The 15,020-nt window shown below is 40.8% G+C and carries 9 protein-coding genes; 5 read left to right on the top strand and 4 right to left on the bottom strand.

Annotated features, from left to right (window positions below; all coding sequences use genetic code 11):
- Positions 1-71: 71 nt before the first annotated feature.
- Positions 72-5,678, bottom strand: coding sequence for a GEVED domain-containing protein (locus BLQ05_RS01365; RefSeq protein WP_023575346.1), 5,607 nt, complete (start codon positions 5,676-5,678; stop codon positions 72-74).
- 565 nt (positions 5,679-6,243) lie between these two features.
- Here BLQ05_RS01365 and BLQ05_RS01360 point away from each other — a divergent pair.
- The 4 genes from BLQ05_RS01360 (at position 6,244) to hemL (ending at position 11,177) form a co-directional block, all read left to right on the top strand.
- Positions 6,244-8,061: a T9SS sorting signal type C domain-containing protein gene (locus BLQ05_RS01360; protein ID WP_162147773.1), complete on the top strand. Its 1,818-nt coding sequence runs from the start codon at positions 6,244-6,246 to the stop codon at positions 8,059-8,061.
- 76 nt (positions 8,062-8,137) lie between these two features.
- Positions 8,138-9,040, top strand: coding sequence for a 1-aminocyclopropane-1-carboxylate deaminase/D-cysteine desulfhydrase (locus BLQ05_RS01355; protein ID WP_023575343.1), 903 nt, complete (start codon positions 8,138-8,140; stop codon positions 9,038-9,040).
- Positions 9,040-9,891, top strand: a complete 852-nt coding sequence (locus BLQ05_RS01350; protein WP_035654035.1) for a glucosaminidase domain-containing protein — start codon at positions 9,040-9,042, stop codon at positions 9,889-9,891. The genes BLQ05_RS01355 and BLQ05_RS01350 overlap by 1 nt, the downstream gene beginning before the upstream one ends.
- On the top strand, positions 9,891-11,177 hold the full coding sequence (gene hemL, locus BLQ05_RS01345; protein ID WP_035653844.1) for a glutamate-1-semialdehyde 2,1-aminomutase: 1,287 nt from the start codon (positions 9,891-9,893) through the stop codon (positions 11,175-11,177). The genes BLQ05_RS01350 and hemL overlap by 1 nt, the downstream gene beginning before the upstream one ends.
- Positions 11,178-11,230: 53 nt before the next feature.
- Here the strand turns inward: hemL and BLQ05_RS01340 are convergent, their stop codons facing one another.
- From BLQ05_RS01340 to lysS, 3 genes are all read right to left on the bottom strand, one after another.
- Positions 11,231-11,584, bottom strand: coding sequence for a hypothetical protein (locus tag BLQ05_RS01340; RefSeq protein ID WP_023575340.1), 354 nt, complete (start codon positions 11,582-11,584; stop codon positions 11,231-11,233).
- A gap of 83 nt (positions 11,585-11,667) precedes the next feature.
- The gene (locus BLQ05_RS01335; protein WP_023575339.1) at positions 11,668-12,096 is read right to left on the bottom strand and encodes a hypothetical protein; all 429 of its coding nucleotides are present in this window, start codon (positions 12,094-12,096) and stop codon (positions 11,668-11,670) included.
- Positions 12,097-12,209: 113 nt separating this feature from the next.
- Positions 12,210-13,913 carry a lysine--tRNA ligase gene (gene lysS / locus BLQ05_RS01330; RefSeq protein WP_023575338.1) on the bottom strand — a complete coding sequence of 568 codons (1,704 nt, stop codon included), beginning with the start codon at positions 13,911-13,913 and terminating at the stop codon, positions 12,210-12,212.
- 345 nt (positions 13,914-14,258) lie between these two features.
- Between lysS and lipB the strand changes: the two genes are divergently transcribed.
- Positions 14,259-14,954, top strand: coding sequence for a lipoyl(octanoyl) transferase LipB (gene lipB / locus BLQ05_RS01325; protein WP_023575337.1), 696 nt, complete (start codon positions 14,259-14,261; stop codon positions 14,952-14,954).
- Positions 14,955-15,020: the final 66 nt, after the last annotated feature.

Below are 15,020 nucleotides of genomic sequence, written 5' to 3'. Positions count from 1 at the left end.
TTTTTTGACTGTTTTTTAGGTATAAAAAAAGCTCCGAATTTCGGAGCTTTTTAATAAAGGGTTGATAACTACTAGTAAATAACTTTTTTAGTAATCACCACATTGTTTTCTAAAGTTACTTTAACTATAAGTGTTGATTCTGTTGGGTTAAGATTGCTAACCGTAAATTCGTTAGCATTAACTTTAACTACGTTGGTTAAAACACGACCTAACAAATCATACACGATAATCTCTTTAATCGGTTCGATTGTTGATTTTGCATTAAGTTTACTGTTCGTGAAAATGGTTACGGTGTTTTCGAAAGCCGTAACTTCTTCATTGCTTAAAGTGTTTTGCGTATATCTTAATACAAATCGCGTGTCAAAAACACCTGCCTCAGAAGTGAAGCTGTAAGGTGCTGATTTCAGATCATGAATGATGTTTAACAGTTTGTCTTCAAGATAAATGTTTTGTGAATTGAAATCGGCATCTAAATGATCAATTCCAATAGTATAATTGTTTTGTGAAGTTGCTTTAAATCCTAAAGGAACAATGTCGTCTTCAACAAAAGGCCAAGGACGCGCCTGAATGGTTAATTTTGTGTCTGCTCCTAAAGAATAGAATTTCACGGCATTTCCTGCAAGTGATTCTCCGTCAAAACCACGATCCCAATCAAGGGTGGCTCCCGTAATGTAGCCAACTAAGATCTGACTAAAACCTCCTGCGTTATTGGATAAGTTAAGCCATAATCTTTTCGCTTCAAAACCTTCAGGAGCCTGTGCTTCGTTTTCGGTTCTTAGGAAATGATTGTTCTCATTGGAAACACGCATACTATTATTGAAGAGTACGTTTGCGGTTGTTCCGTTTGCCATCGCATTATCGGCACTGATAAAGAAGGATTGTCCTGCTGCAATATAACGTGATGGGGCAGTTCCTCCGGATGTTGCTGTAGCAGTAGCTCCTGATAAGTTTACCGTTGCATAATCGTTTACAGTGTAATTCAAAGCATAGTTTCCGTAGAACGGATCTGGTGTTGCGGCTGTTGGAGGTGTATTGTGTGTCCATAGGTATACTGTTCCGTCCACTACCGGAGTGTTTGTTGGGTGGTTTAGGAATGGTACGATGTCAATTGCTGAAGGATATGGATTGCCTATCAGATTCCACTCGTCGTCTGCATCGGTTACAACTGTTGAGCCTCCGCTTGGTAGAGTGCTGCCTATGTTTGCATTTGTACCTTTTGATATTGGCATTAATATATTACCGTTGTTAGGTGTTCCAATGAAATTAACGGTTTTGGTTTGTTTTACACCGGAAGTTGGGAATGATAATGGCGCACGAGCAATATATCCTCTTGTCGGACTCATTACAGTACCGGCACTTTGCTGTGTCCAAATACCGTTAGCTCCTGCCTGTGTTGGTGTGTAATTAAAAATGTGTGATGTAGCCGTTGTTAGATTGCCTAAAGTGAATCCGGAAGCTGCTGTAACCGGAGAGTTCCAATAGGTGTAATCATATAAATACATAGGTTGTGAAATACGCTCCATATTTATAATACCTGAATTGGCAACGTTGTTAATCTGAACCAGACTTCCAGTGTTGCGGATGTTGAAAATACCTCCGGTATCAACTGTTACAACATCTGTAACGGTTACTGAATTGTTCGGATGAATTTGTAAATCGCCATTTGGTCTAACAATAAGCGTTTTAGCAAAAGCAGGAACAGCGCTTAAAACATTTGAGTCGAACGGACCGTCGTAAATGATTACACAAGTGTTTGCATCCGGAACTCCTACCGGAGACCAGTTGTTTGGATTTTGCCAATCATTGCTTGTTGATCCAACCCAAAGTTTTGTTTTGTTGTCAATAGTGATCAGTTTTGAAACAGGACAACCATTACCAAGTGTGGCATTTGCGGTAAAGGACCATGAAGGGGATGCTAATTGACCGGCATCCGGAACCACGTAAACGGTTGAAACACTTTGTGCCACATATGGAGTTGTTAAACCGGCATCAATAAATGCGTTAACTGTACCTCCAGTCCATGTGAAAGTAGTGTTTAATGGTTTTACGCCTTCCAGTTTGATATTGTCAATTGCCCAACCATCGTCCCATTGTGCGTTGTATCTGAATCGGAATCTTAAATTAGACTGACCGGCATATGCAGTAAAGTTAACCGTTTCTGTAGCGAATACAGAAGGAGTCCCGATATCAGTTGTTGTGTATGTTCTTTCTACTGCGGTAAATGGACCGCCGGCAACAGATACCTCTAATCTTCCGGTATCTCCTGAGAAAGCACCGTAAATGTGGTTGTATGTTAATGTTAATGATGTGAATAATGAAGCATCAATGGATGGAGATGTCATTATAGTCTCTAAAGTAGAGTTGCTGTAATCAGAAGTAGTGAATGCAAAACTGTTTCCAACTGTTCCAATCGCTCCGGAATTTAGAGCCGGTCGCCAAACGGTTGTTGAATTGGGTACATACGGACTTGTTTTTACACTCCATGGTGAGTCGGCCCCGCCATTTGTATTTGTTGGTGTGGTAACCGTAAAAGGTGCCATGCCGGATTCGAACGTTTGTAACAGTAAAGTTTCGGTTACAAAATCCCCTGTTGCAGAAATTTGCACTACGTTGTTTTCTCCACAAACCTCTGGTACAGATGGTGTTACTGTGATGTTGGATGTTGGGAGTATGGTTGCGACAACTGGGGTTCTGTGTATGGTTTCACAAACACCATCGTATGCCGTAACGTAATAGGTTGTTGTTACGCCAATGGAAGGGGTTGTCCAGGTGCCTGCTGCTGTGGTTGCTATTGGGGCGCCGCCAGATAAGGTAGTATACCATCTAAAGCCGGTTGCCGATGCGGTTTTTGTAGCATTTAAGGTAACTGTGTTAGTTGGTCCGCAAGCTGAGCCTCCGGTAACGCTTGTTATTTTGGATGGACAGTCTTCAACAATTGTAATAGTGTAATCTTCCGTTTCACCTGTTGTGTGTGAGCCGCACGGTGTTACTGTTCCGCTGTCGCAATAGGCTCTGGTTCTAATACGCATTCTGTAATTTCCAGGGAAGGTTCCTGCTGGTACGACAAAGCCGTAAATGTTATCCAAAGCAGTCGCTACAGGTGCAAGATCGGTTCCGGATACATAAACCTGCTCTCCGGCATCGTCAAAATCACCGTCCTTATTCCAGTCAACCCAAGTTTTGATAAATTGGGATGTTGTATTACATGGCCCACTTTGGTAACTTCCGGAAACAATAATTTCCATATTGATACCGCCACCCGGAATTTGGGTTGCAATTGTAGTGCCTGTATAATTGGCATACCCTCCCGCAGAATAACCTGTAGGTCCGTTACTTGCATCGATTATGGTTCCTACGGAGCGCATACTTGAAATGTACACATTATTGTTTGTGGAAGACGGCGTACAGTAAGTAGGTACAACCGCCGTAGTTGTTGCATTTCCGGTTAATGGACCTGTAGTGTAATATAAAGGACCGCCCGTGCATAATCCATTGAACGAATAGATATAAAAGTAGTACGTAGTATTGTTGGCTAATCCTCCAGCTGTGAAGGAAGTGTTGCTGTCATTGTCAACAACAATATATCCGGAACTTACTGAACTTCCTATTGCATAAGTTGTTCCGTTCACCGGAGGGGAAGCGGGTGGGGTTGCAAAAGTACTTACAACAACCAAATAGCTGTCTGATGCGGGTGACGCAGCGGTAAAACTTCCTGCAATTGATGTTCCCGCCGGAGTTAAACTCATTGCTGTAGGTTGGGCTGTTGGGGTAGTACAGGCAGGAGGAGCAATTATGTTAACGGTGTAATCTTCAGCCTGTCCGTATCCGGCTCCAGTTCTACAAGGGTCGGTAGGTGCGGAGGCGAAATTTTTTATGATTCTCATTCTGGTAGCGCCTAAAGAAGCTCCCATTGGAATTGAGATAGATTGTGTCAATACTCCGGCAGTTGTATTGTTAATTGTTCCTAAATTGTATGATTCTCCGGCATCTGCGAAATCACCATCTCTGTTCCAGTCAAAGTAGGCATACACATAATCAGTCCAGTTTCCACAAGTGTTACTTGTTACAGACAGGGTGTACGTAAACCCTCTGAAGGCATTGGTAGATACGGCAGTGAAGTTTTCGTAGCTGGTTCCGGCTCCACAAGTATTGGCGGAATTGTTGTTGATAGTGTTGAAGTTAACGTTGCTGATGGGTTCAACAATGGTTGTGAATGAAGGTGTGCAATATGCTAATGTTATGTTTAACGTAGCTGTAGTTGAGTTTGCTGAAGATCCGCAGGCGTTTGTGGCTCTTGCTCTATACTGATAGCCGTCCATTCCGATTGGGGCAGCTGTTATAGTTAATGTGGCAGTTGTTGCGCCGCTATAAACCCCTCCATTAGTAACGGTTGACCACGAACCGCCACCATTAGTACTTACTTCCCAAACATAACTTGTCGGAGTGTTTGAAGCGACTACAGTGAATGAAGTGTTGGAGCCAACAGTTATGCTTGAATTCGCAGGGTTGGTTGTTATTGCGGGGATGTTGTTGACCGTGACTGTGGTACTGCCAAAACCGGAACTCCAACATCCTGTTGTGTTGTTTTGAGCACGAATGTAATATGTGCCTGAGGTCGTTACGTTATACGTGTTTCCGCTGTTGGCTGTTGAAGTTCCTAAAGCGGTTGTTTGCCAAAACCAGGTTACACCAGCTGGAGGCGCCCCTACTCTGGTTAATGTAACGCCGGATGCAAAGCATTGCGGTGAGTTGCTTGTAGGGTTTCCTGGATTAGCAGGTAATGGGTTTACGGTAAAGGTGGCTGCTGAGGTCGCGCTTCCTCCCGGAGTTGTAACCTCTACCGTTCCGGTAGTTCCGGCTCCGATGACTGCAATGATTTGTGTTCCTGTATTGGAAGTGATGGATGTAACAGCAGTACCTCCGATTTTAACATTCGCAGCAGTCGCTCCTGTTAGTCCTGTGCCGTTTATGGTTATAGAATCTCCAACACATCCGCTAGTCGTGCCAAGACTGGTGATGGTTGGTACTGGTGCTGGAGTGTATGTTAGAATAATGTCGTCTACGGCGCCATAACCATGTGGGTTTTGATTGTCACATTCAAACGTGAAAATTAAATTTGTGGTTGTTCCTGCTAACGTGTTGGATAGTGTAACATTTTGAGCTGTGTATGTTGTGATGTTAGCATTTGGATATGGTCCGAAAACCCTCGATCCGACAGGGGGTAAGGTTCCTGCTGTTGGCGCAGCGCCATCGGTATAAGCCGCTATGTAATCATAATATGTTCCTGATGCATAATCAGAAATAGCTTGTTTATAAGTAAAAGAAAGCTGTATGTTGGTTGCTCCGGCGGGGATGGTTATCGACCTGTAAAAGTGAACCAGCCTGGCTTGTGTGCCTGTTATTGTAGTGGCGCTGCTTCCTATAAAGGCAGAGCGAGCACCATTATAGCCGACTTGTCCTGTTCCTACTTGCCAAACTCTAGCTGTATTGCTTCCGTTAACGGCGCTCCATCCGTTAGCAGCAAAGGTAGTTCCTGTTTCAAATGCTCCGTCTGTAACCGGAAAAACATTAGTTTGTGCATACGAAAAATGGTTTATTAAGAATAACAAAATAAGGGTTGTTATTTTCTGAAAACAGTTTCGTAATAAAATCATGTCATTGGGGTAATTCTTCATCATATAATTGTATTTATCAGAATAGTAAATCTATAAAAAAAATGTTAAAAAAAAAACTGTTTTAAGGATGGGTTGCGTGTTTTTTTGATTTTTTTTCTCATAAAGCACTTTTTTTTAGAGATATTGTTGTTTTGATTTTTGTTTATTTTGTTTTTTTCTTTGTTTTTGGGATGTTGCAAAGATTTTATGTGTGCATTTTAATTCTTAAGAGAACTTTCGGGGTTTAGTATTAAGATGAAAATATAACAAAAAAAAAGTTTATTTTGTTTTTTATAACTTTTTAAAGATATAAATACTTACAATTTTGCGATTATATTTGTTGAATAATCTTACTGGACGGTAGTTTTTTTTTTGTACTGCATCTAATTGTTAAAGATGCGGTTTTAAAAGTTAATTGTTTTAATATGAAACCGTTGTTTTTATATCGTTAAGCCGATGTTCTTTTGTTTGAATTGTTTTTCGTCGGATTTATTTGTTTTTAACCGAATTAAAAACAAAAATTTTTTTGTTAAACAAAAATAATTTATATTTGTTAAATCTATATTTTAAAGATAATACCTTAATGCTTATGAAGTTAAATCTACTCAAAGGAACAGTGTTGCTGGCAGTGACAATGTTTAATCAGCAGGAGCTTATTGCTCAAATGTATGTTAGTCCTAACAGTTATGTGTTTGTCAAGAACGAGCAATTGTTTGTTAAGGGCGATCTTGAGTTGAATTCGGCTACAAGTAACATGTACTTAAGAGATGAAGCACAATTGCTTCAAGGCACAACGGCTTCAGGGGTTAATAAAGGTGTTGGTAATCTTTCTGTATATCAGGAAGGTACTGCTGACGGATTTGATTACAATTATTGGTGTTCTCCTGTAGGTAATGTATTGTCTGCAACAGCAGTGAACAATCCTTTTGGGGTTGCTCAACTGAAAGATATTACCGGTTTAACTACAGCTAATGATCCGGTTTTAACTGCTGCACTTAACGGAACAGCTTCTCCTTTAACAATTTCCAACCGTTGGATCTATAAGTTTATTACTTCTAATACTTATGCGAATTGGGTGTATGTGGGGAATGCCAATACCATTAATGCGGGTGAAGGATTTACCATGAAAGGAACAGATGGCACCAGTGCGAATAACCCGGGTGCTAATCAACGTTATGATTTTAGAGGAAAACCCAACGATGGGACTATTTCAATCAATGTAGCTCCGGCGATGAGAACTCTAACCGGAAATCCATATCCGTCTGCCATTAATCTTAATCTCTTTTTAAGAGACCCTGCTAATCTTGCGGTGATGAATGGCACGGCTTATTTTTGGGAACATAATGATGCTGTGGATTCTCATTTTTTGGCTGCTTACCAAGGAGGTTATGGAACGTATATTGCTAATAATGGGGATTTTTCTCCGGGAACTTACACGGCGGCAACATGGAATACCTATAATAATGATGGTACATTAAATACTGCTGGGGTTTCAACCGGAAGTACATATAAGAGAATGTTTACTCCAATAGGTCAGGGCTTCAAAATAGAAGGTACGGCTGTAGGTTCGGCTCAAATGAAAAACGCTTACCGTGTTTTTGTTAAAGAAGGTGTGCTTAACAATTCTCAATTTGAAAGAATCGGAAATGAAGTTAATGGTGATACTTGGGGAGATATTCAAAATGTTGCCGGAGTAGATTACACGCAGTATTCCAACAAAGAATTGCCTCAGATTAAAATACATACCGTTTTGAATAATCAGTATTCAAGAGAAGTAGCTTTGGCTTTTAACGGTCAGGCAACCGATGGTTTTGATTTAGGAATGGATGCTAAAGCACCGGAATACAATTTACCGAATGATGCTTATTTTCCTCTTGATGCTACCAATCAGTTCGTGATTTCCACCTTGCCTTTTGATATCAACAAGAGAATACCGTTTGCTTTTAAAGCGGCATCACAAACTACTTTTAAAGTGACAGTTGGAAATACTATTAACTTTACAGATGCTGAAAACGTTTATTTGTTTGACAAACAAACCGGAGTGTATCATGATATCAAAAATAATTTCTTCGAAATAACCTTGCCTGTAGGTGTGGTTAATGATCGATTTGAAATAACATTCAAGGATGCTGCCTTATCAACTGACGAAAATGTTCTTGGTGAAAGTTTGACCGTTTATCAAAACAACAGTACCAATAGCCTAACGATTTCTAATCCTCAAATGATGGATTTAAAATCTTGTACTTTGTACGATGTTGCCGGAAAACTTATTTTCACTAAAAATAATTTAGGAGCCAATTCAGAATATACTTTCCCGACTTCTAACTTGAGTGATGGTATTTATATCGTTAGAGTGAATACAAACACTAACCAGGAAATGGGTAAGAAAGTTATTGTGAAACATTAAGATACATCACGCAATGAATATAAAGTGCAACTCAAAAGGTTGCACTTTTTTGTTGTTATATTTTTATCTTTGATGCATGGATTCGTTTAATCAGGAAATCAAATTAGCCAATTCCCAAAATATTTCCCTTTTTATAAAACGGGAAGATTTGCTTCATCCGGAAATTTCCGGGAACAAATTCCGCAAGCTGAAATACAATCTTGTTGAAGCGCAATCGGAAGGGTATTCCAAACTGCTGACTTTCGGCGGCGCTTTTTCCAATCATATTGCTGCGGTTGCGGCCGCAGGAAAAAAATATGGTTTTGAAACGGTTGGCGTTATAAGGGGCGAGGAGTTGTCTGACAGAATTTCCGATAACCCGACTTTGCTGTCTGCCCAGAAAAACGGCATGAAGTTTGTTTTTGTATCAAGAGAGCAATTCAGAAAAAAAGATTCTTTGGAATTTCTAAAGTGTTTGCGGGAGGAGTATCATGATTTTTATTTTTTACCCGAAGGAGGAACGAATGCATTGGCTATAAAAGGATGTGCTGAAATTTTAACAAATGACGATGTCGATTTTACGCACGTTTGTTGTGCCGTAGGTACAGGCGGAACCTTGTCGGGGATAATTAATTCGGCAAGCGGGAATCAGAAAGTGCTTGGATTTCCTGCGTTAAAGGGTTCGTTTTTGTCCGATGATATTCGTAGTTTTGTAAAAAATACCAATTGGGAATTGATTTCTGATTATCATTTTGGAGGGTATGGTAAAATAAATGAGGAGCTGATCCGTTTTTTAAATGAGTTTTATGAGACAACCAATATCCCTCTGGATCCGGTATATACGGGAAAAATGATGTTTGGAATTCATGATCTGATACAAAAGGGGAATTTACCTCCAGGTTCCAGGATTTTGGCCATCCATACCGGAGGTCTGCAGGGAGTTCAGGGGATGAATCTTCTTTTGAAAAAGAAACGGTTACCATTGTTAAATTATATATGATGTTGAAGAGAATTATTATTTTTCTGTTAGCGCTGTTTATTTACAGCTGCGGTTCGAGTTCTAAAGTCAGAACAGCGTCTGTGAAATCCAATAAGCCTAAAGCTGCTGTGGTTAAAAAAAGGCCAATGGCAGCGGTCAAGCAGCATACCCCCGAAAAGCCAACCCAGACAAAATCGGAAGTGCTTGAAGCTACCTCTAAAATAGCGGTAACCACGGAAGTGGTAAATAATTATATTTCGCAGTATAAAGAAACGGCAAAAGAGAACATGCGGAAGCATGGCATTCCGTCCAGTATAACGTTGGCGCAAGGGATCCTGGAATCAGGTGCGGGTACCGGAGTCTTGGCGCAAAAAGCCAACAACCATTTCGGAATCAAATGCCACACCGGTTGGAATGGAGATAGCGTACGCCATGATGATGATGCCGAACAGGAATGTTTTCGTAAATACGAACTGCCTTCGGAATCCTATCGCGATCATTCCTTGTTTTTGACTTCACGCAGTCGCTATGCTGCGCTATTTAAACTGGATAAAGGCGATTACATTTCTTGGGCCAAAGGGTTACGGTCTGCCGGTTATGCTACTGATGTAAAGTATCCGGACAAATTGATCGGTTTAATTGAGCGCTACGAATTGTATAAATACGATGCTGAAGTGCTGGAAGGGAATTATAAGCCCATTGCGAAAGTTTCTGACATTCCTTTGGATGCAAAATCGTATCGTGTTTCCCAAGGGGATACGTTATATTCCATTTCCAAAAAGTTTAATCTTTCGGTTGCGGAACTGATGCAAATCAATAACCTTCCCGATAATGCCATTTCCGTAGGTCAAATAATAAAAATAAAATCATAATGTTATATCAAAGAAGCAGTGAACTTTTCGTGGAAGCTGCAAAAGTAATACCGGGTGGTGTGAATTCACCTGTGAGAGCATTTAAAGCAGTGGGAGGGACGCCAATATTTGTCAAAGAAGCCAAAGGCGCCTATCTGTATGACGAGGACGGAAACCGTCTGATTGATTACATTAATTCCTGGGGTCCGATGCTTTTAGGGCACGCCTACGAACCTGTTGTGTCTGCCGTAATTGAAAAAGCTAAGAAAGGTACTTCTTTCGGAATGCCAACAGCTTTGGAAACCGAAATTGCAGCTCTGGCGGTTGCCATGGTTCCGAATATCGATAAAATCCGATTTGTGAATTCGGGCACGGAGGCTTGCATGAGCGCCATACGTCTTGCGCGTGGCTTTACGAACCGGGACAAGATCATTAAATTTTCGGGATGTTATCACGGCCATTCCGACTCGTTTCTAATAGCGGCAGGAAGCGGGTTAAGTACGTTTGGGGTTCCTAATAGTCCAGGAGTTACATCCGGTACTGCAAAAGACACACTTTTGGCGCGTTACAATGATTTGGATAATGTGAAAGCATTGTTTGAAGCCAATAAAAATGAAATATCAGCCATAATCATTGAACCTGTTGCTGGTAATATGGGGTGTATTCCGCCTCAGAAAGGATTTTTAGAAGGTTTAAGACAGCTTTGCGACGAAAACAACACCTTGCTTATCTTTGACGAAGTAATGACGGGGTTTCGTCTCGCTAAAGGTGGGGCGCAGGAATTGTACAATATAAAAGCCGATATTATTTGTTTTGGAAAAGTCATTGGTGGCGGTTTACCCGTTGGTGCTTTTGCTGCCCGAAATGAAATCATGAATTATCTTGCGCCGGTTGGTCCGGTTTATCAGGCGGGTACTTTATCCGGAAACCCGTTGGCGATGGCGGCCGGATTGGCGATGTTGCAGGAAATTAATAATGATGCACAATTGTTTCAGCGTTTGGATGAGAAAACTGCCTATCTGGAAAAAGGGATACGCGAAAAACTTCTTGCCAACAACATTGCGTTTACTGTTAACCGTGTCGGATCGATGATTTCAGTGCATTTTGATTCCAATCCGGTAACTGATTTTCAGTCGGCCGGTAAGGGGGATAACGAAAATTTCAAGAGATTCTTCCATGGATTGCTTCGCGAAGGGGTTTATATTGCCCCATCTGCCTACGAGACCTGGTTTATTACAGACGCATTAACATATGATGATTTAGATTTTACCATTAATGCAATTGATAAGGTAACCAAAGAATTATAAATAAAAAAAACGCCCTGTTTAACAGGGCGTTTTTTTATTGTATCAAAAAGGTATTATTTTTTTTCGGAAATTACCGGTGCTGCAGAAACCAATTGTGTCAATACGGTTCTGTTTTTTTCCAATAGTGTTGTTTGCTCTGCGGTAAGCGTTGCTCTTAATTTTGCTTCGATAACTGAGCTGATGTCTCTTTTGGAAGCATCTGTTGCGTTTGGCGACAGCATTCCTTCGTGTTTTTTTACCAAAAGTTTGTAGATGGATTTTTCCATGTCGCTGTCAAGTTTTACAATTCCAATTAGAGCCTCAAGGTCTTTCTTGGCGTTTCTGTCGATTTCTGCCTTGTTATCCTGAGCAGCCGCATTTATTGAAAAAGCAAAAAAGAAAACGAATAGCGCAATTATTTTTTTCATAATATTTTTAGTAGTTATAGATTATACTGTGCCAAATCTAAATAAAAATGTATGAAATCCAAAATTTCATTAAAAAAATAACATTATTTTTCCGAATTGTGACGTGTTAATTTTCTTTGGTGTCGCATTTGTTCTTTTTGGTCTTCTTTGCGCTCTTCCCATTTCTCCATTTGTTTTTCATTCAGGATTTTTTTCATCTCCGCTTTAAAGGCGATTTTTTCATCCATCATTTTGTTTCTCATGGCAAAACGTTCGTCGTTCGTCGGTTTTTTATCCGCTGCTTTTACCGCATCGTGCTTCGCTTTTGTTTCTTCACGTTTTTTACTTTGCTCCGTCAACAGTTTTTTAAGGTCCTTTTGCTGCTTGTCATTTAAATCCAAGTCCAACGTCATTTTTTTAACCTGTAGTTCTACTCGTTGTTCCGGAGTGAAATTGTCTCTTTTCATTTTACGGTCCTGCGCAAAAGTGGCTAATGAAGCCATCATTACAATTGCCATCAATACTTTTTTCATGTTTTCTGATTTTTGTGTTACCTCTATAGGACATGCGGAAAAGGAAAAGGTTTAACCGGAAATAAAAAAAGGAACCCAATTGGATTCCTTTTGTCTCAAAAATGATTTTATCTTTAGTCTTTTAAGACAACCACTTTGCTTTCTCCGTTAACACTCACCGATGTCAATCCGTGTTGTGCCAGGGTTTTCATGGCTTTATCCCATTTTTTTCCGCTAAGGGCCGCTCTGATTTTCAGTTCCGAAAGCTCCATAGTGTTTTCGTGATTTTGAAGCAATTCCACAATCAGTTTTTCTTCCGCTTCCAACTCAATCTGAATTGCTTTTTTCTCCGGACGCATTTGCGGGAAGAACAATACTTCCTGAATTGAAGGGTTGTTGGTAAGGAACATGATCAAACGGTCCATTCCGATTCCCAATCCCGATGTTGGTGGCATACCGTATTCCAGGGCTCTTAGGAAATCTTCGTCAATAATACCGTTCGCCTCATCATCCCCTTTTTCGGCCAGTAGCATTTGTGCTTCAAAACGCTCTCTTTGGTCAATCGGGTCGTTCAGTTCCGAATAGGCATTCGCAATTTCTTTTCCACACACCATCAACTCAAAACGCTCGGTCAATTCCGGATTGTCACGGTGCGATTTGCACAAAGGAGACATTTCTTTCGGATAATCGGTAATGAAGGTTGGCTGGATGAAATTCCCTTCGCATTTTTCTCCGAAAATCTCGTCAATCAGTTTCCCTTTCCCCATGGTTTCGTTCACTTCGATACCCATGCCTTTGGCCGCTTCGAACAATTCGGCTTCCGTTTTACCGGTAATGTCAAAACCGGTAAATTGTTTAATCGCATCGGTCATCGTAACGCGTGCATACGGCGCTTTGAAATTCACTTTATGTTCGCCAAAAGTAGTTTCTGTTGTACCGTTCACCTGAAGTGCGCAGTATTCCAGAAGGTTTTCGGTCATGTTCATCATCCAGTTGTAGTCTTTGTAGGCTACATATATTTCCATCGCGGTAAATTCCGGATTGTGTGTACGGTCCATTCCTTCGTTACGGAAGTTTTTCGAAAACTCATACACGCCGTCAAATCCACCAACGATTAATCTTTTCAAATACAATTCATTCGCAATTCGCATGTACAATGGAATGTCCAACGAATTGTGATGCGTGATAAACGGACGTGCCGCCGCTCCACCGGGAATCGATTGCAATACCGGAGTTTCCACTTCCATATAGCCCGCGTCGTTAAAAAACGTACGCATTGCGGTAAACAATTTGGTTCTTTTCATGAAGACCTCTTTCACCTGCGGGTTTACCACTAAATCCACATAACGCATACGGTAACGCAATTCCGGATCGGTAAAAGCGTCAAACACATGGCCTTCGTCATCTGTTTTGGGCAGCGGTAACGGACGCAATGTTTTGCTTAGGAACGTGAAATTCGAAACACGAATACATTTTGCACCTACCTGCGTGGTAAACAATTCGCCTTCAATTCCGATAAAGTCACCCAAATCGGTCAGTTTTTTGAAAACGGTATTGTACAACGTTTTGTCTTCGCCTTCGCAAATCACATCACGGTTAAAATACGCCTGAATGCGGCCTTCGCTGTCCTGAAGTTCCGCAAACGAAGCTTTCCCCTGATCGCGAACACTCATTAAACGTCCGGCCACCACAACTTTCTTACCCTCTTCAAAAGCGTCCTTTATCTGCTTCGACGTGTGGTTCACGGGAAACAAATTTGCCGGATACGGATTGATGCCAAGTGCTCTCAACTTGCCCAATTTCTCTCTTCTGATGATTTCTTGTTCTGAAAGTTGCATAATGCTGTATTTATTTTAAGCCTGCAAAGATACTGTTTAAGTTTCAAAGTTGCAAAGTTTCAAAGCGGCTGAGTTTTAAAGGAACAAAGTGACAAAGTTTTTAATTTGAAGTCGAAGATTTGTTTTTTGCAATCTGCAATCTGTCATCTGATCTTTATTAATTAGGAGCGGAAAGGCTTGGTTTTTTCAGGAATCCATGTTCCTGCTGTCCGCTATATCTTTTCAGATTGTTTTACAACCTGAAAAGGATGCCGCTCCCATCAGGGTTAAACGGGAAAGGATTTGTATATTTGCTATCGGAAAAAAACAATGATGTGTGATTCGTTTCGCACAGACCTCAATTATATGAACAAGAAAGTACAACTTCAGGATTTAGGATTTAAAGATTATAAAGATACGTGGGATTTTCAGGAAGTCTTGTTTCAGGAAATTTTAGACATCAAGATAAAAAACAGGCGGGAAGAATTAACGCTGGAAACTCCGAATCATTTTTTATATGTTGAACATCCGCACGTTTATACTCTGGGAAAGAGCGGCGATTTGTCAAATTTACTTTTAAGCGAAAAACAATTGGCTGAAAAAGGCGCGACGTTTTATAAAATAAATAGAGGGGGCGATATTACCTATCACGGCCCGGGGCAAATTGTAGGTTATCCGATTTTGGATCTGGAAAACTTTTTTACCGATATTCACAAATATTTGCGATTGCTGGAAGAGGCAATCATTCTCACTTTAGCGGAATACGGATTGTCTTCGGAAAGAAGTCAGGGAGAAACCGGAGTCTGGTTAGGGGTGGGAACGCCGTTTGCCAGAAAAATTTGTGCGATGGGCGTTCGTGCTTCCCGTTGGGTGACCATGCATGGCTTCGCATTAAACGTCAATGCCGATTTGGGGTATTTTGACAACATTATTCCCTGTGGGATAAAAGGCAAGGCAGTCACTTCAATGCATGTCGAATTAGGGAGGGAAGTGGATGAACAAGAAGTAAAACAAAAAATAGTAAAACATTTCGCCGATTTGTTTGAAGCGGAGATGGTGTAGTGATCGGTAATCTGTGTTCTGTGAATTGTGAATTGGTGTACTGAGGTTTGCTGTGGCTGTTTGTTT

This window comes from Flavobacterium saliperosum, assembly GCF_900100625.1.
Lineage (GTDB): Bacteria > Bacteroidota > Bacteroidia > Flavobacteriales > Flavobacteriaceae > Flavobacterium > Flavobacterium saliperosum.
This window is presented reverse-complemented; position numbering and strand designations above follow the sequence as displayed.